This window comes from Pseudomonas kielensis (assembly GCF_014236655.1).
Taxonomy (GTDB): Bacteria; Pseudomonadota; Gammaproteobacteria; order Pseudomonadales; family Pseudomonadaceae; genus Aquipseudomonas; species Aquipseudomonas kielensis.
Genome location: NZ_JACMYG010000028.1, coordinates 44,284 through 70,946, shown reverse-complemented (window position 1 = coordinate 70,946; position 26,663 = coordinate 44,284). Strand labels below are relative to the sequence as shown.

The following is a 26,663-nucleotide window of genomic DNA, read 5'->3' as shown; positions in this document are numbered from 1 at the left end:
ATTCATCGGGGTGCGGATCTCGTGGCTCATGGTCGCCAGGAAGGTGGTCTTGGCCCGATTCGCCGCGTCGGCCTCGTTCTTGGCTTCGCGCAACTGTTCCAGCAACTGCTGGCGTTCGCTGACGTCGATCCAGCCACCGATGATGCCTTTGACCCGGCCATCGCTGCACCGGTAGGGCAACATCCAGTGATAGATGGTGCGCACATCCGTAGCCGACAGGGTCAACTGCCGGTCGAGCACCCGCGGCAGTCCCTGCGCCATCACCTGCAGATACTCTTCGTGGAAAACCCTGGCCTCGACCACGCTCTTGAGCTTGCCGGTGATCACGGTCTTGCCGATGACTGACTCGCGCTCAACCCCGAACACCTGCAAATAGGCGTTGTTGCAGACCATCAGGCAGCCCTGGCGATCGCGCACATAGATCGGGTGCGGAGTGCCGTCGATCAACACGCGCATGAACTCCAGTTGATCGCCGAGCGCCCGTTCGGCCTGCTCGCGCTTGCGGATCAGTTGGCGCAAATAGCCGATCCAGACCAGCGCCACCACCAACAACAGGCCGGCAATGGCAAACCCCTGGATGATCGTCGAACGGTAGCGCAGCCAGTAACTGTCATCGACCACCACCTCGCTGCGCCAGCGATTGGTCAGTTCGTCCATTTCTTCCGGGGGGATGCTGAACATCGTCTTGTCCAGGATCGAATGCAGTTCCCGCGCCTCGAGCCCGGTGGCAAAGGCCATATAGGCCGCAGACGTGCCGACGGTGCTGGTGATCTGCAATTGATCGCGGTACTGCCAGGAAATCATGTAGCGCGCGGTGATCAGCGAGCTGACCGCCGCATCCACCTCGCCGCTGGCCACCATGGCCATGGCCTCCAGGGCGTTGCCCGCCTCGCGCAATTGAATGCCCGGATAGCGCGTGGCGATCATGTCCTTGACGGCGCTGCCCTGGGTCAGGACCAGGCGCCGCCCGTCCAGTTGATCGAGGGTCGCCGCCGCGTTGTCGCCCGCGCGGCTGACCAGCACGTAGGGGGTATTGAGATAAGGGCGGGTGAAGCGCAGCTTGCCGACTCGATCGGCACTGGGGGTCAGGGACACCAGCAGATCGGCCTGGCCCGACTCGATCCGATCAACCAGTTCAGGCACGGCGAAACCTTGTTGGATGTCGAATTTCAAGCCGCTGCGCAGGCTGATCTTGGCCAGCAGATCGGCCGTCACGCCGCGAAACTCACCCTCGCTGCTGTAGAACGACAGCGGTACAAAGCTGCTGTCGACGGCCACCCGAACCCGGGGATGAGCGTCCATCCAGCGCTGTTCGCTGGCCGTGAAGTGCACACGGTTTTTCCCCGAGAGGCTGGCGCTGCCGGCATGCCAGCGCCGCAGGATAGTCTGCCGTTCTTCCGCGGGAATCGCGGCCAACGCGGCATTGATTATGTGCAGCAAGCGCGGGTTGTTTCGGGCCAGGGCGAAGGAAAAATCCTTGACCTCCATGCGCGAGAAATCGACCAGCTGAACGTTGTTCAGGTAGTTTTTCAGAATCAGGTAGTTGGCACCGATGGCGTCGCCGATGTAGACATCCGCCTGACCAAACGCGACCGCACCGATCGCACTCAGGGTCGAGGGGTACAGTTGCAACTGCGCCTTGGGGTAGAACGCCTGCACCTGTTCGGGGGGCAGGTAGTAATAGACCATGGCCAGACGCTTGCCCGGCAGGTCCGGCGTGACCTCATGGGGAGCATCGATTCGGCTGACCAGGGTCGGCTGGTCATCGGCATAGGCGCTGGACAGCACCACCTGCGGATCGGCTACTTCGAAGCTGTTGGAGGTGCCGAGAAAATCGATCTGGCGCGCCTTGAGTGCCGCGATCACTTCGCCCCGCGAGCCGTAGCTGCGAACTTTGACCTCAACGCCCAGCAGTTGCCCGAGCAGGTGCGCAAAGTCGGCGGTGATGCCTTCATAGTCACGGCCATTGCTGGTGATGCCGAACGGTGGGTACTCCGGCTCCGATGCCCCGAGCACCAGCGTGCCCTGGCTGCGCAACCACTGCCGGTCGCTGTCGTCGAGTTCGACCTGATACCCCTCGACCGTGGAGCGCCCCAACAGCTTGTAGGTCAATGGCTCGGCCGCCAGCACGCTGCTCGCAAGCAACAGGAGTACGACACCGAGGGCGCCCAGGTACCTTCCCATGGACCTCATCTACAGCAGGTTATTACGTTTGGCGAAGTCCGCCAGGTACACCACCGACTTGACGTTGAGCTTCTCGATCAGGCGGGTCTTGTAGGTGCTCACGGTCTTGCTGCTCAGCAGCATTGCCTCGGCGATCTGCTTGTTGCTCAAGCCGTTGGACAGTTGCTGGAGGATGCTCAGTTCCCGGTCAGTCAGGCTCTGGATCAACTCCAGCTCGCTGGTCTGGCCGTCGCTGCGGCGTACCGAACTGTCGGCCAGGTTGGGGAAAAACGTGTAGCCGTGCATCACCGCGGCAATCGCCTTGCGCAATTCGCCCACGTCATCGGTCTTGCACAGGTAGCCGGCAGCACCGGCCTTCATGCACCGCATGGCATAGAATTGCGGCGCCTGGGAGGTCAGCACCAGGATTCTGATGGGCAGGCGCAAGGCGCTGATCCGGCTGATGACCTCCAGGCCGTCCAGCTTGGGCATGGTGATGTCCAGCAGCACCAGGTCGGGCACGTGTTCGCGCGCCAGTTGCACGGCATCGGCACCGTTGCCCGCCTCGGCCACCACGGCAAACTGCTCCTGTTCCAGCAGCACCCTGACTGAAGACCGAATGAACGGGTGATCGTCCACGATCAATGCCTTGTACATGGAGACCCCTGCAGACCAAGCAAAACGCCATGATATCCCGTCTGGCCGCAACATTCCCCGCCCAGTGCGCGGGGCGGGGCCATCACTCGGTGGTGCTCGGGCTCCAGAAGGCTTGTTGCACCAGCGGCGACTGGCTCAAGCGCGCCACCAGGGCGTCCAGTTCGTCGCCGTCCACCGAGGTGGTGGCCAGGGTCGCTTCGATCTCCACTTCATCGCTGCCAAAGGCATGCACATCGACATCACTGGCCGGGTAGTTGCTGCGCTCCAGCTCGGCTTCGAGCAAGGCAAACACGGCTTTTTGCCGGGAGCGCTGGGTAATGACATAGACGATGTTGGTCACTTCCGCCGAGATCACATCCAGCGGTTGGCGGTTGATGTTATTGACGATCGGCCGCAGCAAGGTATTGGCCGCCAACACGAACAAGGTACCCAGCAGCGCTTCGAGCACCAGGTCGGCGCCGGCACAGGCGCCGACGGCCGCCGAGGCCCAGAGCGTCGCGGCGGTATTCAGGCCGCGGACATGGCCCTCTTCGCGCATGATCACCCCGGCGCCGAGAAAACCGATGCCGGAGACCACATAGGCCACCACCCGCACGGCCCCCTCGGCGCCGGCCAGGCGGTTGGCCATGTCGACAAATATGGCCGCGCCGACGGCCACCAGCACGTTGGTGCGCAGGCCTGCCGTGCGTTGGCGGTACTGGCGCTCGTAGCCGATCAGCCCACCCAGGATGAACGCGGCGCTGAGGCTGACCAGGGTGTCGACCAGTGAATCGAGATTGATGTTGTTGAGTGCTTGCATCGGTAGATTTCCTGACTGAATTGCCAAGTGCAGGAAGACCATCAAGCCGGTACGACCGAACGCTGCCCCGGTAAACAACCAGGCCAGGGGTGACACGCCGGACAATAGACTGGCGTGTCGACAGCCGGTCACGTCCACCCCAGGTGGCCAGAACAGGCTGTTCAGTGTCGATGAGAGAGGTGTCACACGTCAGCCAGGACTGGCCGTGACCGGAGGAAACCGCTGCTCGCTGTTTATCGGCGAGACAACGGCACAAGCGGGGTGCGCGTTATCTTGCCGAGAAGGTGCCGGTTATCGAAACCGGCCGACGACTGTCGCTCGAACAAGTACCCACTGTGGGTCTCCGTAAAGGTTGAAAACGCGCGCAGCTTACGCAGCGCCTGGCGCTGCGTAAACCTTGCTGTTTGCCTGCGCCGGGGCAATCACCCTGGCGTTCAGCATCGGTTCAGATTGAGGGCGCGAGCCCGCCACGATAACCCCTGGGATCAGGACGCCTGGGTGTCAGGCTTGTGCGCGACAAAGCGCATCATCCACTCGGCCACGGTGCTGCCGTGGTGGTCCTTGTCCAGGCTGGCAACACCCTGCTGGTAGATCTGCTCGCCGAGAAACTGCTGGCGAATGTCGAGCAACGCCCGCGAATAGTCATGGATGAACTCGGGATGCCCCTGGAAACACAACACCTGATCGTTGATGTGATACGCGGCATAGGGGCAGAAATCGCTGGAGGCGATCACCGTGGCGTTCTCCGGCAGTGCGGTGACCTGGTCCTGGTGGCTGATCAGCAGCGTCAGCTCCTCGCGCACGGGGCTCATCCAGGGGGCCTTGGCCGCCATTTTGTAGTTGTGGGTCCCCACGCCCCAGCCCTGAGTCGCGCGCTCGCTCTTGCCACCCAGCAACAACGCCAGCAATTGATGGCCGAAGCACACGCCCAGCAGTTTGTCGCCGCGCTCGTAGCGCGTCAGCAGGTAAGTCCTGAGGGTTTCGATCCAGGGGTCGGTACCGAACGAATCGGCCTTGCTGCCGGTGACCAGGTAGGCGTCGAATGTCAGGTCATCGCTGGGATACTCGCCCTGCATCACGTTGTACACGGTGAACTCGGCGGCAATCGGTTGCTGGGAAAACAGGCGCTGGAACATCTGCCCGTAACCCTGGTATTGATCGACCAGTTCTGGACGCAGGATGTCGGTTTCCAGAATGCAGATGCGTAGCGACATAAAAAATACCTGACACGATGATGGGAATAATTGACACCCCAGAGCCTGCCTTGAAACACCCTGGCAAGGCAAGCCCCGAGATGCCCCCTCACCGCCTCAGAACAGTTCGCCCTTGGCGGCTTTTTCCAGCAACAGCGCCGGCGGCGCAAAGCGCTCACCGTATTGCTCGGCAAGGTAGCGGGCACGGGCGACAAAGTCCTTGATCCCGTACTGGTTGATGAACTGCAGTGCCCCGCCCGTCCATGGGGCAAAGCCGATGCCGAAGATCGAACCGATGTTGGCGTCGGCCGTCGACATCAGCACGCCCTCCTCCACACAGCGCACGGTCTCGATGGCCTGCACGAACAACAGGCGGTCACGCACGTCCTGCGGCGATATCTGCCCGTCAGCCTGCTCGAAGCGGGTTTTCAGTTGCGCCCACAGATGTTTTGGCGCGCCGGCCGGGTAGTCGTAGAACCCCCCACCCGCAGCCTTGCCCGCCCGTTTGTATTCATTGAGCAGCAAGTCGATCACGGCAAACGCCGGGTGTTCTGGCAGTGGTTTGCCTTCGGCTTGCAAGTCCTTGGCGGTCTGCTGGCGGATATGGCTCATCAGGCTCAGGGAGACCTCGTCGGAGATCGCCAGGGGGCCAATCGGCATCCCGGCCTTGCGGGCCTCGGTTTCGATCATGGGCGCGGCAATACCCTCGCCGAGCATGGCAATGCCTTCGTTGGTAAAGGTGCCAAATACCCGCGAAGTGAAGAAGCCCCGGCTGTCGTTGACCACAATCGGGGTCTTGTTGATTTGCAGGACAAAATCGAAGCCCCGGGCCAGGGTCTCATCGCGGGTGTGGGCACCCTTGATGATTTCCACCAGGGGCATTTTTTCCACCGGACTGAAGAAGTGCAGGCCGATGAATTTGCCCTGGTCCGGCACTGCCCGCGCCAGGCCGCCGATGGGCAGGGTCGAGGTGTTGGAGGCGATCACCGCATCGGCACCGACCACCGCCTGGGCGGCCGCCGAGACTCGGGCCTTGAGTTCGCGGTCTTCGAACACCGCTTCGATCACCAGGTCGCAGCCAGCCAGGTCGGCATCCTGCTCGGTAGGCGTGATCCGCGCCAGCGTGGCGTCGCGCTGCTCGGCACTCAACTGGCCACGGGCGACCTTCTGCTCAAGCAACGCCGCCGAATGGGCCTTGCCCTTCTCGGCCGCCGCCAGGTTGATGTCCTTGAGCACCACCTCGATGCCCGCCACCGCGCTGACGTAGGCAATGCCGGCGCCCATCATGCCTGCACCGAGCACCCCGACCTTGCGTGTCTGGTACGGCGCAAAACCCGCCGGCCGCGAACCGCCGGCATTGATCTGGTTGAGCTGGAACCAGAAGGTGCCGATCATGTTCTTCGCCACCTGGCCGGTGGTGAGTTCGGTGAAGTAGCGGGTTTCGATCAACTGTGCCGTGGCGAAATCGACCTGGGCGCCCTCAACGGCCGCGCAGAGGATTTTCTCCGGCGCCGGCAGGTAACCCTGGGTCTTGCTGCGCAGGATCGACGGGGCGATGGCCAGCATCTGCGCTACTTTGGGATGGGCCGGCGTGCCACCGGGAATCTGGTAACCCTTGACGTCCCAGCGCTGCACCGCCGCCGGATTGGCCAGGATCCAGGCCCGAGCCTTGGCCAGCAAGTCAGCGTGATCCACCGCCAGCTCATCGATCAGTCCGGCTTGCTGTGCTTGCCGGGCGCGGACCTTCTTGCCTTCAAGCAGGTACGGCAAGGCCTTCTCAAGGCCCAGCAGGCGCACCATGCGCACCACTCCGCCACCGCCCGGCAACAGGCCGAGGGTCACTTCCGGCAGGCCGATCTGTACTGCGCTGTGGTCCAGGGCGACCCGGTAATGACAGGCCAGGCAGATCTCCCAGCCACCGCCCAGCGCCGCGCCGTTGATCGCCGCGACCACCGGTTTACCCAAGGTTTCCAGGCTGCGCAGCTGGCTTTTGAGCTCCAGGACCATGGCGTAGAACGCCTTGGCCTCGGGCTTGCCGACCTTGATCAATTCGTTGAGGTCGCCGCCGGCAAAAAAGGTTTTCTTGGCCGAGGTGATGATCACTCCGGCGATGCTGTCCTGCTCGGCCAGCAGCCGCGCGACACAGGCCGCCATGGCCTCGCGGTACAGCGCATTCATGGTGTTGGCGCTCTGGCCCGGCATATCGATGGTCAGTACCACGATGTGGTCCTGACCTTTTTCGTAGCGAATGGCATCAGTCATGAACAGGTTTCCTTGAAGTCAGGGGGCTCAGAGGCGCTCGATGATGGTGGCAATACCCATGCCGCCACCGACACAGAGCGTGGCCAGGCCGTAACGCTGCTGGCGCGCTTCCAGTTCATCGAGCAAGGTGCCGAGAATCGCGCAGCCGGTGGCGCCCAGCGGGTGGCCCATGGCAATCGAGCCGCCGTTGACGTTGACCCTGGCCGGATCGATGGCCATGTCCTTGATGAACTTGAGCACCACGGAGGCAAAGGCTTCGTTGACCTCGAACAGGTCGATGTCCTCGACCCGCAACCCGGCCTTGGCCAAGGCCTTGCGGGTGGCCGGGGCAGGACCGGTAAGCATGATGGTCGGATCGGTGCTGGTGACCGCGGTGGCGACGATCCGCGCCCGTGGTTGCAGGCCCAGCGCCTTGCCCTTGGCTTCGGAGCCGATCAGCATCAGTGCCGCGCCGTCGACAATTCCGGAACTGTTGCCCGGGGTATGCACGTGGCGGATCCGCTCCACATGGCTGTAGACCCGCAACGCGGTGGCGTCGAAGCCCATCTGCCCAATCATCTCGAAACTCGGCTTGAGTTTGCCCAGGCCTTCGAGGGTGGTGTCGGCGCGGATGAATTCGTCCTGCTCGAGCAGCACGATGCCATTCTGGTCCTGCACCGCTATCAGCGACTTGTTGAACGCGCCCGCGGCCCGCGCCCGGGCGGCCTTGAGTTGTGACTGCAGGGCGAACGTGTCGACGTCCTCGCGACTGAAGCCTTCGAGCGTGGCAATCAGGTCAGCACCCACGCCCTGCGGGGTGAAGTGAGTGTGCAGGTTGGTTTGTGGGTCCAGCGCCCAGGCGCCTCCGTCGCTGCCCATCGGCACGCGCGACATGGACTCGACACCGCCGACCACCACCAGGTCCTCGAACCCGGAGCGCACTTTCATGGCCCCCAGGTTCACCGCCTCCAGGCCCGAGGCGCAGAAGCGATTGATCTGCACCCCAGCAACGCTGACATCCCAATCGGCCACCAGCGCGGCGGTCTTGGCGATGTCGGCGCCCTGGTCGCCGACCGGCGTCACACACCCCAGCACGATGTCGTCGACCTGGCTGGTGTCGAGCTGGGTACGCTGTTGCAGCGCCCCCAGCAGGCCCGCCAACAGGTTCACCGGCTTGACGCTGTGCAAGGCGCCATCCGCCTTGCCGCGGCCACGGGGCGTGCGTATCGCATCGAAAATCAAAGCTTGGGTCATGACATCCTCGGACTGCCGGGCAGGTAAAAGATCAATGAGTGTCCACCTTAGGCTGACGGGCGTGGGATTCAATGACCGATACGCTCAACGGCCTTGACGCTCATGCTCAGACGAACGGTCGCCAGCAATCGGGTTAACCGTTTCAGGTCGGCGAACTGTCTAGCAAAAGGGCGACCAAGCAGGTGGCAATAGGCCTCATGCTTTTTTAGATGCCTTTGGCGCTTAGCTGATATGAAATGGATCTAAGCCACAGCCCGCGCGGCCCCTAAGGTAAAGCTTACGAGGTTGCCGTCGGGTTTTGCCGAGGTGCCCGTTAGCTTGACCCTACAGCGCTTTGCCGATGGAGATGTGCAGGCAAGCATTCGACGCTCAGGAAATAACAAAAAAGGCGGTCAGCCATGTTCAAACAATCGAAAGTGCGTCAAGCCGGGCTCATTCTATTCGCCACCACCCTGCTGCTGATTCTGCCGAACCTGACCAAGGTAATTGGCTGATCCAGCGCCTGGGGTTTGCTCAACCTGACTGTTCGCACTCGTGTGCTTGTGCCAACCTTGGCGGCACGACCACGACCGGATGGCAATCACGTGAAAGCTTTGATTCTGCTTGGAGCCCTGCTACTGGGCATGCCTTTGCATGCCGCACAACTGGCGCTGGACCTGGGTGCCGACAGCCGCACCTGGCAGACAGAAGAGCTGCTGCAGCATCGGCTGGCACAGACCATTCATGTGACTGACGACGTTTCCTACAAGCGCGACATGGACTACCGTGCGGTGCCCCTGGCGGCGCTGCTGACGGGCGTCGAGGCCGACCATCACCTGCAGGCCGTGGCCCTGGATGGTTTTGCCGCCGAACTGGCGGCGGCCCCCTTGCTCGCGACACAGGGCGCCCAGGCCTGGCTGGCCATTGAAGACCCGGCGCACCCCTGGCCGGCGCTGGCGCCTGGCAAACCGAGCGCCGGTCCGTTCTACCTGGTGTGGACTCACCCCCAGGCCGCGGGGATCAGCCCGGAGCAATGGCCATTCCAGGTCGCGACCATCAAGCGCCTGGCCGCCGTCGCCGAGCGCTTCCCGGCCCTGCTGCCGGACCCCGCCCTCCCCGCCCATGACCCGATCAACCTGGGTTTTGCCCTGTTCCAGAAAAACTGCCTGGCCTGTCACCGCCTCAACGGCGCAGGTGACGCGCAGTTCGGACCGGACCTGAACATCCCCTTCAACCCCACCGAATATTTTGGTGCACCGTTTCTCGAACGTTACATCCGCGACCCGCAAAGCCTGCGCCAATGGCCCCAGGCGAAGATGCCGGGGTTCTCCCAAGCGGTGCTGAAGGATGAGGAGTTGACGCAATTGTTGGCGTATTTGCGCCATATGGCGGGACGCAAGGTGAAGCCCTGACGGGTCGCTGGATGCGGCGCCCGGGCGGGCGCCATCGCGAGCAGGCTCGCTCCCACAGGAAAATTCATACACCTGGAATAAAGCAGGCCGCCTCGCCGGCCCTTACCACTCAACAGTCCGAGCGTTAGCTCGCCTGCAGCTCTTGATCCACCCGCCCCATCGGCAGGCTGAGCGAAGGTGTCCATCCGGGGGGAGGCGCCTAGCGCCGTGGGGCGAAGCCGCATACATCGGCAGGAGGTGCAGCGCAGCAAACCGGAGGCGATGCCCCCGGACTGAGCATCCGTTCACGTGGGAGCGAGCGATGGGCTATCGCCGCCTACTGCTGTTGCACCGACATCACCGGGGCCGGCAGCGGCGAGACGAACACCTTGGCGTGCATCTGCTCAAAGCCACCACCGCGACGCATGCCGCGTACCGGGCAGGCGTCGAGGTAGTCCAGGCCCACTGCCAGCTTCAGGTGGCGTTCGGGACGGGCCAGTTGGTTGGTCACGTCAAAGCTGTACCAGGCGTCGTCCAGCCAGGCTTCGGCCCAGGCGTGGCTGGCCAGGTGTTCGCTGCTTTCGCTGTACAGGTAGCCCGACACATAACGCGCCGGGATCCCCAGGCTGCGGGCACAAGCGATAAAGGTGTGGGCGTGGTCCTGGCAGACCCCGGCACGGCCGGCGAAGGCTTGCGCGGCGCTGGTTTGCACTTCGGTGGCGCCCGGGGTGTAGGTGATGTGCTGGTTCAGGCCATGCATCAGGTCGATCAGCGCGCTGCGGTCGCGACGTTGCCGACATTGCTGTAAGGCAAAAGCCTGCAGGGCCTCGTCGGCTTCGGTCAGGCGGGTAAAGCGCAGGAATGGCAGGGCCGATTGGCTCTCGTGTTCGGCCTCGCGCAACTCATCGATGTCCACCTGCCCTCGCGCTCCGATGATGATGGCTTCATGGGGCTCGTCCAGGGTCAGCACATGCAGGATGTTGCCGAACGGGTCGAGCTGCGCACGCACCGGTCGCGGCAGCTCCAGTTGCCAGCTGAGTACGTGCTGGCGCTCGCTGTCGTGGGGGGTCAACCGCACATACTGGATGCTCGCCCGCACCTGATCCTCATAGTGATAGGTGGTCTCGTGGCTTATGGAAAGTCTCATGCAGCCTCCAGGTAGGAACTGTGTATGGCATTGCCCAACTGGCGTACCAGCGGGATGAACTCGGTCAACCAGGCATGCAGGCCTTCGTCGAGGATTTCCTGGATGCCGGTGTAGCGCAGGCGCGCGTCTATTTCCGCCGCCAGGCGTTGGGCCGGACGGCCGTTAGCGCCCGGCAGTTGGGCGAGGATCTGGTCGATTTCCTCGGTGCAGGCGCGCAACGAACGGGGGACATCGGCGCGCAAAAGCAACAGCTCGGCGACCTGACGGGCACCGGGCGCGTCGCGGTAGATTTCGGTGTAGGCCTCGAATGAGGACAGGGCCCGCAACAACGCACTCCACTGGTAGTAGGCGTGGGCGGTGCCATCGCTGACCGCCTCGCCCTGGTCGCCGGCCATTTCGTAGCGCGCATCCAGCAGGCGCAAGGTGTTGTCCGCCCGCTCGATGAAGGTGCCCAGACGAATGAAGCGAAACGCATCGTTGCGCATGATGGTGCCGTAGGAAGCCCCGCGAAACAGGTGGGAACGTTCCTTGATCCACTCACAGAACCGGCTCATGCCATAACGCCCAAGGCCTTGTTCGGCAATGCCGCGAATTTCCAGCCAGGTGGCGTTGATGTTTTCCCACATGTCGGCGGTGATCCGGCCACGCACCGCATGGGCGCTGGCCCGCGCGGCCCCGAGACAGCTGTAGATGCTGGCCGGGTTGGCGGCGTCCAGGGCGAAGAAGTGCAGCAGGCGCTCGGCGTGCAACGCGCCATGGCGCTCCAGGTAGTCTTCCAGCGTGCCGGTGATCAACAACGGCATCGCCAGTTCGTGCAGGCCATCGCCGCGGCCATCCTGTGGCATCAACGACAGCGAATAACTGATGTCGAGCATCCGTGCGAGGTTTTCCGCCCGCTCCAGGTAACGCGACATCCAGTACAGATCCGAGGCAGTTCTACTCAACATGGCAAGCTTCCTTTAATCCTCGACAACCCAAGTGTCCTTGGTACCGCCACCCTGGGAGGAGTTGACCACCAGGGAGCCCTCGCGCAGGGCGACGCGGGTCAGGCCGCCAGGCACCACCCGGGTTTCGCGCCCCGACAGGACGAATGGGCGCAGGTCGATATGCCGCGGGGCGATGCCGTTTTCGACGAAGGTCGGGCAGGTCGACAGGGACAACGTCGGCTGGGCGATATAGGCATGGGGCTTGGCCTTGATCCGTGCGCGGAACTGTTCGATCTCGGCCGCCGTCGCCGCTGGCCCGACCAACATGCCGTAGCCGCCGGAGCCCTGGGTTTCCTTGACCACCAGATCGGGCAGGTTGGCCAACACGTGGGACAGTTCCGCGGGGTTGCGACACTGCCAGGTCGGTACGTTTTTCAGAATCGGCTCCTCGTCGAGGTAGAAACGGATCATCTCGGTGACGAATGGATACACCGACTTGTCATCCGCCACCCCCGTGCCGATGGCGTTGGCCAACACCACGTTGCCGCTGCGATAGGACGCCAGCAGGCCGGGAACCCCGAGCATCGAGTCCGGGTTGAATGCCAGCGGATCGAGGAAGGCGTCATCGAGCCGCCGGTAAATCACATCGACGGCCTTGGGGCCATCGGTGGTGCGCATGAAGACTTTGTCGTCACGCACGAACAGGTCCGCACCTTCCACCAGCTCCACGCCCATTTCCCGGGCCAGGAAAGCGTGCTCGAAGAACGCGCTGTTGAAACGTCCCGGGGTCAGCACCACCACGCTGGGGTTATCGATGGGACTCGAGCTTTTCAGGGTGTCGAGCAAAAGGTTCGGGTAGTGATCGATGGGCGCGATGCGCTGGGCCGCGAACAGCTCAGGGAACAGGCGCATCATCATCTTGCGGTCTTCGAGCATGTAGCTCACGCCGCTGGGGGTGCGCAGGTTGTCTTCCAGCACGTAGTAGCTGCCGTCGCCATCGCGCACCAGGTCGACCCCGGAGATGTGCGAATAGATGTCGCGGTGCAGGTCCAGGCCCTGCATGGCCAATTGGTACTGTTCGTTGGCCAGCACCTGCTCGGCCGGGATGATGCCGGCCTTGATGATGCGTTGCTCGTGATAGAGGTCGGCGAGGAACATGTTCAGCGCCTTGACCCGCTGGATGCAGCCACGCTCGACAATCCGCCACTCACTGGCGGGGATGCTGCGCGGAATGGTGTCGAAGGGAATCAGGCGCTCGGTGCCCTGCTCATCGCCATAGAGCGTGAAGGTAATCCCGGCGCGATGAAACAACAGATCGGCCTCGCGTCGGCGTTGAGCCAGAAGCTCGTCAGGCGTTTCTGCCAGCCAACGGGCGAATTCTCGATAATGCGCGCGGACCTGGCCGCTGGCATCGTACATCTCATCAAAATAGGTGCGGATCATGCCGTACTCCTTGTCACCCGGACACCTTGGCATCGCAAGGCCCGTGCCAGCGGCATAAACCCTTTAATATCAATCAGTTGGATTTTCACCCCAAAGGCTTCGCACCAATCCCGTGCAGCAAACACCCTCACCTGATCACTCGCGCTTCATTGCGAAGCAATGCTTATGGCTATTAGCAGCATAGCCATAGTTCATTTCACTGCCCGCCCGGGCACGCGGATAATTGGCCCATCACGCAGCAAGCGGCACCGTTCGCTAGCTGGCTACCCCTCTTCCCTTTTGGCCACCTGCTCAGGTGGCTTTTTTTTGCCTGGCATTTGCCCCGGCCCAAATGAAAACGGCCGACCCCAAGGGTCAGCCGTCGCTGAGTGTTGTCGCTATTCATAGTGTTATGCGAGTTGCCCTCGTACCTCCTGCTTGACGCCCCAACCTTCGATGATTCCCCCCAAAGGCTCGACCACCGCCTCGAAGTCCTGTTCAAAATCGCCAATGCCGCCGTAGGTGGCGTACATCACCTTGCTCAGTTCCAGGTACCAGGCACCGTCGTCGCGCACACTGATCTGTGCATTCAAGGATTCACCGCGAAATTGCCCTGCCGCCCTGCGTGCCCCCTCCTCGTCGGGGAAAATGGCGTAGAACTCGATGGGATGGAACCGTGAAAAATCAAAACCGCCTTCTTTCATGCGGCGCAGCACGCTGCTGCTGATGTCTTCTTGATAGGCTGTGCTCATGAAACGTCCTCCTACTTCCAATGGATAGACTTTCCGTACTCCCCGCGCCTGCAACCGAATGGTGCAGGCGCTACGACAATCAGATTGCCGCCGGGAAACAAGCATGTAGCTGACAAGACCAGACCTTAGCGATCCATTCGCTGATCTCGTTTGCAGAGTAGCCCTAACTCGGAGCGCGTGCCAAGGCCTTGTTACAGGTGGGATTATGGAATCGGGGAGATGCTGAGGATTTGAATGCTGTTCTGATCTTTGAGGCTCTTGAGCGTCGGGTCGTTGGTGCGACCTTCCAGGTCATTGAGATCCAGCTCCGCCGGGACCGGGAGAAGTTTGGCGCGAATCAGTTGCGCAGCCTTTTCCATGTCAGGTTGGTGCTCGCAGTCGAAGCGTTCGATGCTTTGCACACCATGATCATCCACAAAGGTGATTTCCCACTTTTGCATCGGTGCCTCCTCGATAAAACCCGTAGATGGGCTTACTTCCATCTCGACCCGGGTCGGCGGGCATTCGTTCCCCGCCCCTCGAAGATTTGCCCTGGCAACAGGGTTGCTATCACCAACCCTGTTGTTCCGATGACCAGGAACAGGCGTGCTTACTTCTCGGCACGCTCCTTGAGGGCCTTGAGGGTATTGAAAGGTGCATCGACCACAAACTTGTTGGCGACCATCGCCGGCACACTGCCACCTGGCTCGGTGTGCACTTGATACGTCACTTCGACCTGATCGCCCTTGGGCACAAACTTCCAGAAGCCTTTGACCTCGGTCACCCGGACAAAACCCTTTTCTTCCGGAACGTATTTCGGCACGCCTTCCAGGTTGCGGGTCAGGCTGCCGTCGGCGCCATTGACGACGGTGATATGCATCACCGAATCACGCGCAGTCACGGGCCAAGGCGTATTGAACTGGGTGTAGGTCCAGATCTGGTCACCTTCTTGCTTGAGCAGCTTCTGGCTCTTGCAATCGTGGATCCAGGCACAGGCCCCGGCCACGTCATCCTGCAGCGCCCGCAGCTTGGCGACAGTGGTCTTCATCAAGGTCACGCCCTGATAGGACTTGTAGTCGGAGCCTGGCACTTCACTCAGGGAGATCTTGATCCCGTCTTCGTTCTTGGCAACTTTCCAGTCTTCGGCCTGAGCCCCCGTGGAGGCCAGAACAGCGCTCAACCCACACAACACAGCGATACGATGCAGCGAACCCATAGTCTTGTTCCTTCTTGTTGAAGTTCCGTTCGTTGAACACACTACGCCGCGGTCATTTGCTCCCACCAGCCGATCAGCGTGATGGCTTGTTCCTGGCTGCTGCCGCAGACCTCGATATCCGCCTGGAACGCGCCACAGACGGCAGGACGCTCGGGCTGGCCGAAGATACTGCACAGATTATCGACAGACAGTTGCACACAACGTTCGCCCGCAGGCTTGCCATGGGGCATGCCGGGAATCGGTGTGCTGATGGAAGGGGCAATGCAGCAGGCGCCACAGCCTTCTCGGCATTTCATGACGACAAGCTCCTCGGGAGTGTGGAATGACGGGGACTAGAGTACCCGCTTAAACAGCCGTTTGAAATTGGCCGCCCAGGGGTTTTTCGCGCAAATACGCGTGACTGATCAGTCTTGCGACAAAGCGTCAGGTCGCCAGGTCACACCTGCCGTCGGTTTTTACTGATTGAACTGGAATTCCAGGGCCGCCCCTTCGATTTCCCGACGATCTTCATTGCGCAGCTGCAATTGCATTTCGTTGGTAATCAGCCGGCCGTTGAGCTGGAACTTGCTTTCTTCCTTGGGCTTTTCCTCGAACAGTGGCGGCAGCAAGGGCGCGCGCTTGACGATCGGGACGGTGCCAATGGGTTGCAACTGACGGACCATTTCCGGTGGCAGGCTCAGGTCGATATTGGTGGATGGCAACTCAGTGGTGCGCACCACTTCGCTCGCTGCCCTGGATTTCGAGGCAATCGGCGGTCGTTGCTTGTGGGCAGCGGGATTTTTCGCGGTGTCTGGCTTTTTCACAGGCGCGACTTTTTTGACCGCAGTGGTGGTTGCCACCTTAGTCGTTGACGTACTGGAAACCGCTTGATCCGGAGTCGTCGCCGCCATCGCGCGCGCCCCATTGAACATACTCAGCAGGCAGACCAACACCACACCAGCAGGAAAAATCGCTTTCATAACCCCTACAGCACTAACGGCAGAGGGCCATATGCTCGCCTGTTGAAGGGACGCTGACAAGCGCCCATCTCGATCAGCCCCGTCGACGCCTCAAAATCCGCTGGCGGTTTCCTGGCACAGCTGGGTCGCGAGCATGCCCAGGGTCATCAAGGCGCGCTCGGCCTCACGGTTCCAGGGAATGCCGCAATTCAAGCGAATGCAGTGGTTGAACTGCTCGGTGTTACTGAAAATCAGTCCTGGAGCGATGCTGATCCCCTGTTGCAGGGCCCGCACATGCAGTTCCTGGGTATTGACCCGTCCCGGCAAACTGACCCACAGGATAAAACCGCCAGTGGGCCGGGTCATCTGGGTGCCTTCGGGGAAATACTGCTGCACTGCCAGCTGGAACGCACTGAGGTTCTTGCGGTATTCCTGGCGGATGTAGCGCAGGTGTCGATCGTAACCGCCATTCTCCAGGTAGGCCGCGATGCCCATCTGGGTGACGCTGCAGGCCGAGTGGGTACTGAAGGTCTGCAGGCGCTGGATTTCCTGCTGGTATTTGCCGGCGATCATCCAGCCGATGCGCACCCCGGGGGACAGGGTCTTGGAAAAACTCGAACAGTAGATCACCCGGTCCAGGCGGTCATAGGCCTTGAGGGACTTGGTGCGCCCCTGCTCGAACATCAATTCGCCGTAGATATCGTCTTCGACCACCTGGATATCAAAGTCCGAGGCCAGGCGCAGCAGTTGTTTCTGCCGGTCTTCCGGCATGGTGCCACCCAGGGGGTTGCTCAGACGCGTGGTCAGCACCAAGGCCTTGATCGACCATTGGTTGGCGGCCAGTTGCAAGGCTTCCAGGCTCATGCCGGTGGACGGATCACTGGGAATCTCGATGACTTTGAGGCCGAGCAGATCGGCCAGTTGCAACAGGCCATAGTAGGTCGGCGACTCCGCGGCAATCAGATCACCGGGACGGGTCAATACGCGCAAGGACATCTGCAGGGCGTCGACACAGCCGTGGGTGATCACCACTTCGGATGGGTCGACCACCACCCCGGCATCGCGCATGCGAATTGCTACCTGGCGGCGCAAGGGTTCGAAACCGGGACTGAACATGTAGCTGAACGCCCGCGGACTGTGAAAGCGCGTGACCTTGGCCAATTGCTGATGCAGCGCCCGCACCGGCAGATAGTCGACACTGGGCACGGCTGCGCCCAGCGGGAACACCCCTTCGCGGCGTGACTCCACCAGTACTTGCTGGATGATGCTGCTGCGGGTCACTAGGCCAGGGCGCTCGACCCGGGCGATATCCGGGGTCGGCGCGGTCAGGGCCGGGGTCTGATGGACGTAGTAACCCGACTGAGGACGTGCGCGAATCAGGCCCTGGTCTTCCAGGTTGGCATAGGCCTGGAGCACCGTCGCGTGGCTGACATTGAGCTGCGAGCTCATCTTGCGCACTGAAGGCACACGCTCGCCAGGCTGATAGACGCCGCGCCGGATATCCTCAGCCAGTTGCTGAGCGATACGTTGATAGAGCAAAAGATTGGTCATGACGCAGCACTCGATTTCACGGGCATATTATTTTTGTAGAGAACTATACCGGCACAGTTTAGAAGTGTACGGGGACAGTTGCCACAATAGTCGACCGTACAGTCCAGTGTCAGTAAAAACTGTACTGTTTTGTGCGCCGATTGGCAGGCCAAAAAAAACCCGGCACCTCTACAGGTGCCGGGCTTTCCAGTAACGCTGACCTTAGCGGGCAGCGCCGAGCTGGCCTTTTTCGTCGGAGAACACAATTTCCACCCGGCGGTTCTGCGCCCGGCCCCGTTCGGAAGCGTTGGCCTCGACCGGGTATTCGTCGCCATATCCTTCGACGTGAATACGTTTGTCGTCAACCCCCAGGTCCATCAGCATGTCGGCCACGGCCTGGGCGCGGTCCCGGGACAGTTTGCGGTTTTCCTGCTTGCCACCCGTGCTGTCGGTGTAACCCTCGATGCGCACGACACGCTTGGGGTTGAGCTGCAGGAACTGGACAATTTTCAGCACCGTGCGGTTGGCCGAACTCTTGAGCTCCGCCTCGCCGGTGTCGAACAGCACATCGCCCAGGGTCATCACCAGGCCACGATCGGTCTGGGTGGTAGCCAGGCTGATGATCTGCTCTTCCAGCCATTTGCCCTGCTGCTGCACGCTCAGCAACTTGGCTTCGCGCAACGCCAGCTGCAGGCGTTGGCGCTCCAGCTCGAGCTTGGCTGCGCGTTCTTCGTTGAGCACTTTCTCACTATGTTGCCGGGCGATCTCACTGTAACGCTGGCTCAGGTAGGCGTAGTGCTGCACATCGGCGCCACTGCCCCAATAGCTGGACAGACGATCGGCCCGGGCCAGGGATTCACCGGCCCGGATCACGTCCTTGGGCGCGATGCGCAGTACGTTGGAGTCTTCCTTGACCTTCTGGAAGTCGTTGTAGGCTTGTTGCAGTGCCACATCGCTGTGTTGGCCCGCACAGCCGTACAGGCTGGCCAGCAGCAGGCCGCCGAGGACGCCATTCTTGAGTTTCATTGGGCGTCTCCCAACTGCTTGCGCAGGCGCGCGATGCGGGTGTTGAGAACGTTCAGTTGCTCCTGGCTTTTAAGCGTCAGGACCTTGGCTTCGGCCAGGCGTGCATCCAGCTCGGCCTGCTCGGCCTGGACGCGGGCATCCTTGAATGACTGGTCGGCCATGTCGGCCTTGGCCTGGCTGTATTTGCCTTCCGCCAGTTTCAGTTCCGGCACGTCCTCCACGGTGGCTCCCACCGCGGTCGCCTGCTCCAGGGCTTGCCCGGTCAAACGCATTTGTTCATTCGGCGCCGGATCGGCTGCACAACCCGCCAGAGCCGTGACGGCCAGGGCAGCGAAAAGAGGTCGAATAGTCACTAAAAATCCCTACTGTTTTGGGGTGCTGACGGGCTGTTTCAATTGTGCCTTCCAGCGCTCCAGATTGCGCTGTAGCACGGCCTCAGTCAGACCGGACGCGGGCAATTCTGTCATCTTTTTGGCCAACTGTCCGCGCAACCATGGATCGTTGCACGCCGAGTTGTGGGAAATAGCCAGGAACAGCCCGGGTTTATCCACCGGCTGGGCGTAAGCCTGCACGTCGTTGGCGATGCTCAGGGTCTGGGTCATGGCCATCCCGGCGTACCGCCCAGCCAACACAAACTCCACCTCGCCCAGCAACAGCTTCTGAAACGCCTGGGTCAGGTTCGGCGTACTGACCAGGGTCAGCTGCGATTGGGCGAATGCTGCGAAATCCTGGGTCAACCGTGCCTGCTGCGACACCGCGCCGACATGCCCGCTCAAATCCTTGGCCTCGCTGTAGTCCAGCGTCGAACCATTGCGAGTCCATACCAGGTAGTCATTGCTGGCCAGCGCCGGGTGTATGTAGTCCAGCGCCTCCAGTTGCTCGGTTGTCAGCGAAGCATCCGCCAGCATGTCGATACGCCCGCTGCGCACCTCCTCCAGCGCCTGGGAGCGCTTGCCGGCATACCGCAACTCGACCTTGATCCCCATCTGCGCCGCCACCTGCTGCAGCACGTCGGCATTGGCGCCGATCAGGTGCACGGGGTCCTGCGGGTCTTGCCACAGATAGGGCGGCGCATCGGGGCTGCCGGTCACCACCAGGCGTTCGCATTTGCCGGCAGCGTTCGATACAAGGGGCAATAGCGCCAGGCCGAGGAACATCGACCAACCGCTCAAGCGACGCAAATCCATGGCGTATGTCTCCACTCTCAACTCGCGGACAAAAAAAAGCCCGGCCAAAAGGCCGGGCTCTTTATAAGTGAAGCCGCTGGATTAGACCAGCTTCTCCAGCTCAGGGATGGCTTCGAACAAGTCCGCCACCAGGCCGTAATCGGCCACCTGGAAGATCGGCGCTTCTTCGTCCTTGTTGATCGCAACGATCACTTTGGAGTCTTTCATGCCGGCCAGGTGCTGGATCGCGCCGGAAATACCGACGGCGATGTACAGCTGTGGAGCAACGATCTTGCCGGTCTGACCGACCTGCATGTCGTTAGGTACAAAACCTGCGTCGACCGCGGCACGGGAAGCGCCGACAGCAGCGCCCAGCTTGTCGGCCAGGGCGTACAGGTGTTTGAAGTTGTCGCCGTTCTGCATGCCGCGACCGCCGGAAACGACGATCTTGGCAGCAGTCAGTTCCGGACGATCGGACTTGGCCAGCTCTTCGCCAACGAAGCTGGAGGTGCCAGCGTCGTGAGCTGCAGCCACCGCTTCAACAGCAGCCGAACCACCTTCGGCTGCAACCGGGTCGAAACCGGTGGCACGCACGGTGATCACTTTTACCGCGGCGTTCGATTGCACGGTGGCGATCGCGTTACCGGCGTAGATCGGGCGCTTGAAGGTGTCAGCGCTTTCGACCGAGATAATCTCGGAGATCTGGTCGACGTCCAGCTGCGCGGCAACGCGCGGCAGGATGTTTTTGCCGTTGGAAGTGGCAGCGGCCAGGATGTGGCTGTAGCCCTTGCCCAATTCGGCAACCAGCGGCGCAACGTTTTCCGGCAGTTGGTGTGCGTAGGCGGCGTTATCAGCGACCAATACTTTGCTCACGCCAGCCACTTGCGCAGCGGCTTCAGCCACGGCGCCAGCGCCCTGGCCTGCAACCAGAACGTGGATGTCACCGCCAATCTTGGCAGCGGCAGCAACGGTGTTCAGTGTGGCCGGGGCCAGCACTTTGTTGTCGTGTTCAGCAATAACCAAGATAGTCATTTAGATTACCTTCGCTTCGTTTTTCAGTTTCTCGACCAGTTCAGCCACCGACTTGACCTTGATACCCGCGCTGCGTGCAGCAGGCGCTTCGACTTTCAGAGTCTTGTTGGTGGAGGCGGTGGAAACGCCCAAAGCATCCGGAGTCAGCACTTCAAGCGGCTTCTTCTTGGCTTTCATGATGTTTGGCAGGGACGCATAACGCGGCTCGTTCAAACGCAGGTCGGTGGTGACGATGGCTGGCAGTTTCAGGGAAACTGTCTGCGCGCCGCCGTCGATTTCACGCGTCACGGCAACGCTGTCGCCGGACACTTCGACTTTCGAAGCGAAGGTGCCCTGACCGTAGCCGCTCAATGCAGCGAGCATCTGGCCAGTCTGGTTGTTGTCGCTGTCGATCGCTTGTTTGCCCAGGATCACCAGCTGAGGCTGTTCCTTGTCGACAACAGCTTTCAACAACTTGGCAACGGCCAGGGAAGTCAGGTCTTCGGCGGATTCGACGAGGATGGCGCGGTCGGCACCCAGAGCCAGCGCGGTGCGCAGTTGCTCTTGAGCGGTGGACGGGCCGATGGAGACGACGACGATTTCAGTCGCAACGCCTTTCTCTTTCAGGCGTACGGCTTCTTCCACTGCGATTTCGCAGAAAGGGTTCATCGACATCTTGACGTTTGCGAGATCGACGCCGGAGTTATCCGCTTTGACGCGGACCTTGACGTTATAGTCGACCACTCGTTTGACAGCTACAAGAACCTTCATGGATTCCTCGTTACTCTCCGGTGAAAAGAAAGTCGCCTAGGCGAACCTGGCGGTTGATGCTCATCGGGCACAAGGGCACCTCTAAAAACGCCGGCCTGGGTATCGGGTAATCCTGCTCGGGAGGTAAATGACCGTTCATCAGTGGTGACTGACAAGTCATTCGTTTTCACAGCGTGTAGACTTCGCCGCGAACCCACGTTGCGCATCACCTTATACTGCCTTCGCCCTGTCTTTAGAGGTGCTCTTGAAACCAACAGTCAGCCTACGGCGAGCGCAAAACCGCCCGTATCTTGACCGGAACGCCTATTCCGGTCAATACGGCAAAATGGCCAGTTATAAGCCGCGCTTCTTTGATTTATCTGGCTTCCAGCAATTTCAAACAAACGTTTGTATTGGACGCTGAGAGTGGTGTAGATATAATGCGCCACCTAGAGAGAAAGGTGGGCCTCGATTGTCCTCCTGCCCACAGGGCAGCGTAATTGATCGGGGCGACACCAAACCTCCAATTAGAAAAAAAACTGTTGAGCCTTGAGTAGGAGATAACCTGTGGAACGCGAATACATGGAATTCGACGTGGTCATCGTCGGTGCCGGCCCCGCTGGTCTTTCCGCCGCCTGCCGATTGAAGCAGAAGGCCGCCGAAGCCGGTAAGGAAATTAGCGTCTGCGTGGTCGAAAAAGGCTCCGAAGTCGGTGCTCATATCCTCTCCGGCGCGGTGTTCGAACCTCGGGCCCTGAACGAACTGTTCCCGGACTGGAAAGAGCTCGGCGCCCCGCTCAACACCCCGGTCGTGCGCGATGATATCTATGTGCTGCGCAACACCGAGGCATCCATCAAGGTTCCTGACTTCTTTGTGCCCAAGACCATGCACAACGAAGGCAACTACATCATCTCCCTGGGCAACCTGTGCCGCTGGCTCGCCCAGCAGGCCGAGAACCTGGGCGTGGAAATCTACCCTGGCTTCGCCGCACAGGAAGCCCTGTTCGACGAAAATGGCGTGGTCCGCGGGATCATCACCGGTGACCTGGGCGTCGACCGCGAAGGCAATCCGAAAGAAGGCCTGTACACCCCTGGCATGGAACTGCGTGGCAAGTACACGCTGTTCGCCGAAGGTTGCCGTGGCCACATCGGCAAACAACTGATCAAGCGCTTCAACCTGGACAGCGATGCCGACGCCCAGCACTACGGCATCGGCCTCAAGGAAATCTGGGAAATCGACCCGGCCAAGCACCAGCCTGGCCTGGTGGTCCACACCGCCGGTTGGCCGCTGGACATTCTGGGCAAAGAGAACACGGGCGGTTCGTTCCTTTATCACCTGGAAAACAATCAAGTGGTCGTGGGCCTCATCGTCGACCTGTCCTACAGCAACACTTACCTGTCGCCGTTCGACGAATTCCAGCGCCTCAAGCATCACCCGGTGCTCAAGCAGTACCTGGAAGGCGGCAAGCGCATCAGCTACGGCGCTCGGGCAATCTGCAAAGGTGGCCTGAACTCGTTGCCGAAAATGGTCTTCAAAGGCGGCGCGCTGATCGGTTGCGACCTGGGCACCCTGAACTTCGCCAAGATCAAAGGCAGCCATACGGCGATGAAATCCGGCATGCTCGCCGCTGAAGCGGTGGCCGATCGCCTGTTCGCCGAATCCGAAGGCGGCGACGAGTTGACTGCCTATGTCGACAGCTTCAAGAGCAGCTGGCTGTACGAAGAACTGTTCGCCAGCCGTAACTTCGGTCCGGCGATCCACAAGTACGGCGCGATCATCGGCGGTGGGGTCAACTGGCTAGACCAGAACATCTTCGGCGGCAAACTGCCGTTCACCCTGCACGACACCAAGCCAGACTACGCGTGCCTGAAGCTGGCGGCCGATTGCAAGAAGATCGACTACCCGAAACCAGACGGCAAACTCAGCTTCGACAAGCTCAGCTCGGTGTTCATCTCCGGTACCAACCACGAAGAAGAGCAACCGTGCCACCTCAAGCTGGCCGACGCGAGCGTCCCGATCAGCAAGAACCTGCCGCTCTACGATGAGCCTGCGCAGCGCTACTGCCCGGCCGGCGTGTATGAAGTGATCACCAAGGAAGACGGCGAGAAACGCTTCCAGATCAACGCCCAGAACTGCGTGCACTGCAAGACCTGTGACATCAAGGACCCTGCGCAGAACATCACCTGGGTGACGCCGGAAGGCGCGGGCGGACCGACTTACCCGAACATGTAAGCCGTATGCCTGAACAGTGAGGCTCCCGAATGGGGGCCTTTTTGTTGCCCGCAATAAAACACTTCGGAGTCGCGCAAGGCGGCGTCAGGCGGCGCGCTCATCCCCCGGATTGCGCTCGAAGTAGCGCTTGTACTCGCGACTGAACTGCGACGTGCTCTGATAACCCACCCGATGCGCCACCTGCGCCACGCCCAGGCCTTCGGCCACCAGCAAGGTCTGCGCCTTGAGCAGGCGCAGGCGCTTCAAATACTGCACCGGCGACAACAGGGTGCTGCGCTTGAAGTGTTCATGAAAGGTCGAGGCGCTCATGTTGGCGCAACTGGCCAGGGTTTCGACGTTCAATGGCTCGTTGTAGTGCGCATGCAGATGGCTGATCGACGCTGCAACGCGGGCGAACTGGCCTTGCTGCTCCACCAGCGCCCGCAGCACATCGGCCTGGGGCCCGCGCAAAGCGGTGAACAACAATTCACGCAGGCGCGCCGGGCCCATGATCCGGCTTTCCAGCGGATCGTGCAGGCACGACAACAGCCGCTCGACACAACCACGCATGCCGTCATCGAGCACCACCGAGGTCATCGACTCGGGCGTCTGCGCGGCGCCTCCGCGCCCCGGCGCCAGCCCCATGGCCAGCACCAACTCCCCCAGCAGCACCCGGTCAATCGCCACCGAGACACCAAGCAAGGGGGCGTTGGGCAAGGCAAAGGTTTCGCACTCGAAGGGCACCGGCAACGCCTGGATCAGGTAGTGCCCGGCCCCGTACTCCATGGTCCGCGGTCCCAGGTAGGCCAGTTTGCTGCCCTGGGCGATGATCATCAGGCTCGGCTCATAGATATGCGGGCCGCGGGCAACGTCGCAACTGGCGCGCAGCACCTGCACGCCGGGCAACGCGGTCGGGGTGAAACCATCGCCGGCGGCCAGCGGCTCGATCAGCGCCACCAGGTTGGCATTGGCGTCGAGATGACGGGTCAGCAACATAGAAAAAACTTCGCAAAAATGGGATGAAAGCATCATCGCAGGTCTGCTCGCCAATGCGAGCCTTTGCCGGCCGATGCCGGAGGATTAGGCATGACACCCGGAGGAATCGCCATGGCCGCTGGCCGATCGGACGCCCAGAATGCGCCGCCTCACCTGTCACTGCTTTTGCGAGGTTCACCATGTACACCGCCATCGGTTACGCCGCCCAGTCGGCCACCACTCCCCTCGCCCCTGTGCAATTCCAACGCCGCAGCCCCCGGGCTGACGACGTGGCGATCGAGATCCTCTACTGCGGCGTCTGTCACTCGGACATCCACCAGGCACGCAATGAATGGGGGATTGCCGTTTACCCGTTGATGCCGGGCCACGAGATTGTCGGCCGGGTCACGGCCATCGGCTCCCACGTCAGCCAGCATAAAGTCGGCGACCTGGTCGGCGTCGGCTGCATGGTCGACTCGTGCCGCCACTGCGAAGCCTGCCAGGCCGACCTGGAGCAGTACTGCCTCGAAGGCCCGACCATGACCTACGCCACCCCGGACCGGGTCGACGGCAGCAACACCATGGGCGGCTACTCCGACAGCATCGTGGTCAGTGAACACTTTGTGGTGCGCATCCCGCCGCAACTGGACCCGGCCAGCGCCGCACCCATTCTCTGCGCCGGTATCACCACCTATTCGCCGCTCAAGCACTACGGCGTGAAGGCAGGCGACAAGGTCGGCATTCTCGGCATGGGTGGCCTGGGCCACATGGGGATCAAGTTCGCCAAGGCCATGGGCGCCGAAGTGACGCTGTTCACCCGATCGGCCAGCAAGGCTGAAGAAGGTCGTCGCCAGGGCGCCGACCATGTGATCGTCAGCACCGACGCCGCGCAAATGGAAGCGGCGGCCGGACAGTTCGACTTCCTGCTCGACACCATTCCGGTGCAGCACGACCTCAACCCCTACCTCGACACGCTGCGCTTTGACGGTGTGCACATCCTGGTGGGCTTGATTGAACCCGTCGATCCGCCGGTCCACGCCGGCAAACTGGTGATGAGCCGCCGGGTCCTCGCCGGCTCATTGATTGGCGGCATTGCCGAAACCCAGGAAGTGCTGGATTTCTGCGCCGAGCACGCAATCACCTGTGACATCGAAATGCTCGATATCCGCCAGATCAACGAGGCTTACGCGCGCATGATCGCCGGTGACGTGAAGTATCGCTTTGTGATCGACATGGCGACCCTCAAGGCCTGAGCACGGCGTCAGCGCCCCTCGGCGAAATCACGCAGGACATTGCCGTCCATGCGATAGCGCACCCACTCTTCCTGGGGCTGGGCGCCGAGGGATTTGTAGAACTCGATGGCCGGGGTGTTCCACTCCAGCACACTCCACTCAAAGCGCCCGCAGTCGTTGGCGCACGCAATCTTCGCCAAGTGGCGCAGCAAGTATTTGCCTGCGCCACCACCGCGCTGCTCGGGCGTGATGTACAGGTCTTCAAGGTACAGGCAGTTACTGCCCAGCCAGGTCGAATAGCTGAAGAAAAACACCGCAAACCCGATCGGCAGGCCATCGCGCAGGCAGATCAGGCCGTGGGCGGTGGCACCTTCGCTGAACAGGCTGCGCTCGATGTCAGCCACACTGGCGATGACTTCATGTCGGGCGCGCTCGTAATCCGCCAGCTCGGTGATGAAGGCGAGAATTTGGGGTGCATCGCTGGGTGTGGCCGGGCGGATCTCGATCGACATGGACGTCCCTTGAGAACGAATTAAAACGCCATACTATGTCGCCAATCGCCGTTCGTCACATAGCACTGTCAATCTTTGTGCAGGCCACGCTGTTGCTGAGCAAAGGGGTTACTCCGCTCTTCACTAACCCTGAAACCGCCAACCACAGAACAAACGCCCGGGCCGGCCGTGGTAGATAGGGGCTCGACAACCT

At 61.4% G+C, this 26,663-nt stretch carries 25 protein-coding genes; 3 read left to right on the top strand and 22 right to left on the bottom strand.

Translation table 11 applies throughout. The features are described 5' to 3' along the window. The 6 genes from H7995_RS22110 to H7995_RS22085 form a co-directional block, all read right to left on the bottom strand. Positions 1-2,184 (bottom strand): transporter substrate-binding domain-containing protein (locus H7995_RS22110; protein WP_244647788.1); only part of this gene is annotated, 2,184 nt, incomplete at its 3' end. Between the two features lie 9 nt (positions 2,185-2,193). Continuing rightward, positions 2,194-2,820: a response regulator transcription factor gene (locus H7995_RS22105; protein WP_182343984.1), complete on the bottom strand. Its 627-nt coding sequence runs from the start codon at positions 2,818-2,820 to the stop codon at positions 2,194-2,196. 82 nt (positions 2,821-2,902) lie between these two features. Then, complete coding sequence (locus tag H7995_RS22100) at positions 2,903-3,619, bottom strand: MgtC/SapB family protein (RefSeq protein ID WP_166590817.1); 717 nt, start codon at positions 3,617-3,619, stop codon at positions 2,903-2,905. 485 nt (positions 3,620-4,104) lie between these two features. Further along, positions 4,105-4,833, bottom strand: a complete 729-nt coding sequence (locus H7995_RS22095) for an amidotransferase (protein WP_166590818.1) — start codon at positions 4,831-4,833, stop codon at positions 4,105-4,107. A 96-nt stretch (positions 4,834-4,929) separates the two neighbouring features. Further along, positions 4,930-7,074, bottom strand: a complete 2,145-nt coding sequence (locus H7995_RS22090) for a 3-hydroxyacyl-CoA dehydrogenase NAD-binding domain-containing protein (protein ID WP_185818840.1) — start codon at positions 7,072-7,074, stop codon at positions 4,930-4,932. A 27-nt stretch (positions 7,075-7,101) separates the two neighbouring features. Further along, positions 7,102-8,307, bottom strand: coding sequence for an acetyl-CoA C-acetyltransferase (locus tag H7995_RS22085; RefSeq protein ID WP_166590820.1), 1,206 nt, complete (start codon positions 8,305-8,307; stop codon positions 7,102-7,104). Between the two features lie 623 nt (positions 8,308-8,930). Between H7995_RS22085 and H7995_RS22080 the strand changes: the two genes are divergently transcribed. Continuing rightward, positions 8,931-9,698, top strand: a complete 768-nt coding sequence (locus H7995_RS22080) for a c-type cytochrome (protein ID WP_185818842.1) — start codon at positions 8,931-8,933, stop codon at positions 9,696-9,698. Positions 9,699-10,014: 316 nt separating this feature from the next. Here the strand turns inward: H7995_RS22080 and H7995_RS22075 are convergent, their stop codons facing one another. From H7995_RS22075 to H7995_RS22010, 14 genes are all read right to left on the bottom strand, one after another. Beyond that, positions 10,015-10,824 (bottom strand): transglutaminase family protein, encoded by an 810-nt coding sequence (locus H7995_RS22075; protein WP_166591337.1) that lies wholly within the window; start codon positions 10,822-10,824, stop codon positions 10,015-10,017. Next, complete coding sequence (locus H7995_RS22070; RefSeq protein WP_166591336.1) at positions 10,821-11,771, bottom strand: alpha-E domain-containing protein; 951 nt, start codon at positions 11,769-11,771, stop codon at positions 10,821-10,823. The genes H7995_RS22075 and H7995_RS22070 overlap by 4 nt, the downstream gene beginning before the upstream one ends. Before the next feature lie 12 nt (positions 11,772-11,783). Continuing rightward, complete coding sequence (locus H7995_RS22065; RefSeq protein ID WP_166591335.1) at positions 11,784-13,193, bottom strand: circularly permuted type 2 ATP-grasp protein; 1,410 nt, start codon at positions 13,191-13,193, stop codon at positions 11,784-11,786. Positions 13,194-13,582: 389 nt separating this feature from the next. Further along, positions 13,583-13,924, bottom strand: a complete 342-nt coding sequence (locus tag H7995_RS22060; protein WP_095167696.1) for a ribonuclease E inhibitor RraB — start codon at positions 13,922-13,924, stop codon at positions 13,583-13,585. A 203-nt stretch (positions 13,925-14,127) separates the two neighbouring features. Further along, positions 14,128-14,364, bottom strand: coding sequence for a hypothetical protein (locus tag H7995_RS22055; protein WP_166591334.1), 237 nt, complete (start codon positions 14,362-14,364; stop codon positions 14,128-14,130). A gap of 149 nt (positions 14,365-14,513) precedes the next feature. Continuing rightward, the gene (locus H7995_RS22050) at positions 14,514-15,119 is read right to left on the bottom strand and encodes an START domain-containing protein (RefSeq protein WP_185818839.1); all 606 of its coding nucleotides are present in this window, start codon (positions 15,117-15,119) and stop codon (positions 14,514-14,516) included. 41 nt (positions 15,120-15,160) lie between these two features. After that, on the bottom strand, positions 15,161-15,415 hold the full coding sequence (locus H7995_RS22045) for a YkgJ family cysteine cluster protein (protein ID WP_095167692.1): 255 nt from the start codon (positions 15,413-15,415) through the stop codon (positions 15,161-15,163). A gap of 159 nt (positions 15,416-15,574) precedes the next feature. Further along, positions 15,575-16,078, bottom strand: a complete 504-nt coding sequence (locus H7995_RS22040) for a translation initiation factor 2 (RefSeq protein ID WP_185818838.1) — start codon at positions 16,076-16,078, stop codon at positions 15,575-15,577. 90 nt (positions 16,079-16,168) lie between these two features. Continuing rightward, positions 16,169-17,608 carry an aminotransferase-like domain-containing protein gene (locus H7995_RS22035; RefSeq protein ID WP_166591332.1) on the bottom strand — a complete coding sequence of 480 codons (1,440 nt, stop codon included), beginning with the start codon at positions 17,606-17,608 and terminating at the stop codon, positions 16,169-16,171. Positions 17,609-17,809: 201 nt separating this feature from the next. Continuing rightward, positions 17,810-18,613 carry an OmpA family protein gene (locus H7995_RS22030; protein WP_166591331.1) on the bottom strand — a complete coding sequence of 268 codons (804 nt, stop codon included), beginning with the start codon at positions 18,611-18,613 and terminating at the stop codon, positions 17,810-17,812. Then, the gene (locus tag H7995_RS22025; RefSeq protein ID WP_166591330.1) at positions 18,610-18,966 is read right to left on the bottom strand and encodes a DUF4398 domain-containing protein; all 357 of its coding nucleotides are present in this window, start codon (positions 18,964-18,966) and stop codon (positions 18,610-18,612) included. The genes H7995_RS22030 and H7995_RS22025 overlap by 4 nt, the downstream gene beginning before the upstream one ends. 9 nt (positions 18,967-18,975) lie before the next feature. Continuing rightward, entirely contained in the window at positions 18,976-19,800 is an 825-nt protein-coding gene (locus tag H7995_RS22020) for a substrate-binding periplasmic protein (protein WP_166591329.1), read from the bottom strand. Positions 19,801-19,881: 81 nt separating this feature from the next. After that, the gene (locus tag H7995_RS22015; protein ID WP_166591328.1) at positions 19,882-20,811 is read right to left on the bottom strand and encodes an electron transfer flavoprotein subunit alpha/FixB family protein; all 930 of its coding nucleotides are present in this window, start codon (positions 20,809-20,811) and stop codon (positions 19,882-19,884) included. Continuing rightward, the gene (locus tag H7995_RS22010) at positions 20,812-21,561 is read right to left on the bottom strand and encodes an electron transfer flavoprotein subunit beta/FixA family protein (protein WP_003226982.1); all 750 of its coding nucleotides are present in this window, start codon (positions 21,559-21,561) and stop codon (positions 20,812-20,814) included. It lies immediately after the preceding gene. A gap of 546 nt (positions 21,562-22,107) precedes the next feature. Between H7995_RS22010 and H7995_RS22005 the strand changes: the two genes are divergently transcribed. Next, the gene (locus H7995_RS22005; RefSeq protein WP_166591327.1) at positions 22,108-23,772 is read left to right on the top strand and encodes an electron transfer flavoprotein-ubiquinone oxidoreductase; all 1,665 of its coding nucleotides are present in this window, start codon (positions 22,108-22,110) and stop codon (positions 23,770-23,772) included. Positions 23,773-23,856: 84 nt separating this feature from the next. On the opposite strand, the gene H7995_RS22000 is transcribed toward H7995_RS22005, so the two are convergent. Further along, on the bottom strand, positions 23,857-24,747 hold the full coding sequence (locus H7995_RS22000) for an AraC family transcriptional regulator (RefSeq protein ID WP_185818837.1): 891 nt from the start codon (positions 24,745-24,747) through the stop codon (positions 23,857-23,859). 179 nt (positions 24,748-24,926) lie between these two features. On the opposite strand from H7995_RS22000, the gene H7995_RS21995 reads away from it, so the two are divergent. Beyond that, entirely contained in the window at positions 24,927-25,979 is a 1,053-nt protein-coding gene (locus tag H7995_RS21995; RefSeq protein ID WP_166591325.1) for an NAD(P)-dependent alcohol dehydrogenase, read from the top strand. A gap of 8 nt (positions 25,980-25,987) precedes the next feature. Here H7995_RS21995 and H7995_RS21990 read toward each other — a convergent pair whose 3' ends face one another. Continuing rightward, the gene (locus H7995_RS21990) at positions 25,988-26,470 is read right to left on the bottom strand and encodes a GNAT family N-acetyltransferase (protein WP_095167667.1); all 483 of its coding nucleotides are present in this window, start codon (positions 26,468-26,470) and stop codon (positions 25,988-25,990) included. Positions 26,471-26,663: the final 193 nt, after the last annotated feature.

Excerpts from the sequence above, each read along its gene's own strand:
- H7995_RS22105 (WP_182343984.1), bottom strand. The coding sequence starts at position 2,820 with ATGTACAAGGCATTGATCGTGGACGATCACCCGTTCATTCGGTCTTCA.
- H7995_RS22100 (WP_166590817.1), bottom strand. The coding sequence starts at position 3,619 with ATGCAAGCACTCAACAACATCAATCTCGATTCACTGGTCGACACCCTG.
- H7995_RS22095 (WP_166590818.1), bottom strand. The coding sequence starts at position 4,833 with ATGTCGCTACGCATCTGCATTCTGGAAACCGACATCCTGCGTCCAGAA.
- H7995_RS22090 (WP_185818840.1), bottom strand. The coding sequence starts at position 7,074 with ATGACTGATGCCATTCGCTACGAAAAAGGTCAGGACCACATCGTGGTA.
- H7995_RS22085 (WP_166590820.1), bottom strand. The coding sequence starts at position 8,307 with ATGACCCAAGCTTTGATTTTCGATGCGATACGCACGCCCCGTGGCCGC.
- H7995_RS22080 (WP_185818842.1), top strand. The coding sequence starts at position 8,931 with ATGCCTTTGCATGCCGCACAACTGGCGCTGGACCTGGGTGCCGACAGC.
- H7995_RS22075 (WP_166591337.1), bottom strand. The coding sequence starts at position 10,824 with ATGAGACTTTCCATAAGCCACGAGACCACCTATCACTATGAGGATCAG.
- H7995_RS22070 (WP_166591336.1), bottom strand. The coding sequence starts at position 11,771 with ATGTTGAGTAGAACTGCCTCGGATCTGTACTGGATGTCGCGTTACCTG.
- H7995_RS22065 (WP_166591335.1), bottom strand. The coding sequence starts at position 13,193 with ATGATCCGCACCTATTTTGATGAGATGTACGATGCCAGCGGCCAGGTC.
- H7995_RS22060 (WP_095167696.1), bottom strand. The coding sequence starts at position 13,924 with ATGAGCACAGCCTATCAAGAAGACATCAGCAGCAGCGTGCTGCGCCGC.
- H7995_RS22055 (WP_166591334.1), bottom strand. The coding sequence starts at position 14,364 with ATGCAAAAGTGGGAAATCACCTTTGTGGATGATCATGGTGTGCAAAGC.
- H7995_RS22050 (WP_185818839.1), bottom strand. The coding sequence starts at position 15,119 with ATGGGTTCGCTGCATCGTATCGCTGTGTTGTGTGGGTTGAGCGCTGTT.
- H7995_RS22045 (WP_095167692.1), bottom strand. The coding sequence starts at position 15,415 with ATGAAATGCCGAGAAGGCTGTGGCGCCTGCTGCATTGCCCCTTCCATC.
- H7995_RS22040 (WP_185818838.1), bottom strand. The coding sequence starts at position 16,078 with ATGAAAGCGATTTTTCCTGCTGGTGTGGTGTTGGTCTGCCTGCTGAGT.
- H7995_RS22035 (WP_166591332.1), bottom strand. The coding sequence starts at position 17,608 with ATGACCAATCTTTTGCTCTATCAACGTATCGCTCAGCAACTGGCTGAG.
- H7995_RS22030 (WP_166591331.1), bottom strand. The coding sequence starts at position 18,613 with ATGAAACTCAAGAATGGCGTCCTCGGCGGCCTGCTGCTGGCCAGCCTG.
- H7995_RS22020 (WP_166591329.1), bottom strand. The coding sequence starts at position 19,800 with ATGGATTTGCGTCGCTTGAGCGGTTGGTCGATGTTCCTCGGCCTGGCG.
- H7995_RS22015 (WP_166591328.1), bottom strand. The coding sequence starts at position 20,811 with ATGACTATCTTGGTTATTGCTGAACACGACAACAAAGTGCTGGCCCCG.
- H7995_RS22010 (WP_003226982.1), bottom strand. The coding sequence starts at position 21,561 with ATGAAGGTTCTTGTAGCTGTCAAACGAGTGGTCGACTATAACGTCAAG.
- H7995_RS22000 (WP_185818837.1), bottom strand. The coding sequence starts at position 24,747 with ATGTTGCTGACCCGTCATCTCGACGCCAATGCCAACCTGGTGGCGCTG.
- H7995_RS21995 (WP_166591325.1), top strand. The coding sequence starts at position 24,927 with ATGTACACCGCCATCGGTTACGCCGCCCAGTCGGCCACCACTCCCCTC.
- H7995_RS21990 (WP_095167667.1), bottom strand. The coding sequence starts at position 26,470 with ATGTCGATCGAGATCCGCCCGGCCACACCCAGCGATGCACCCCAAATT.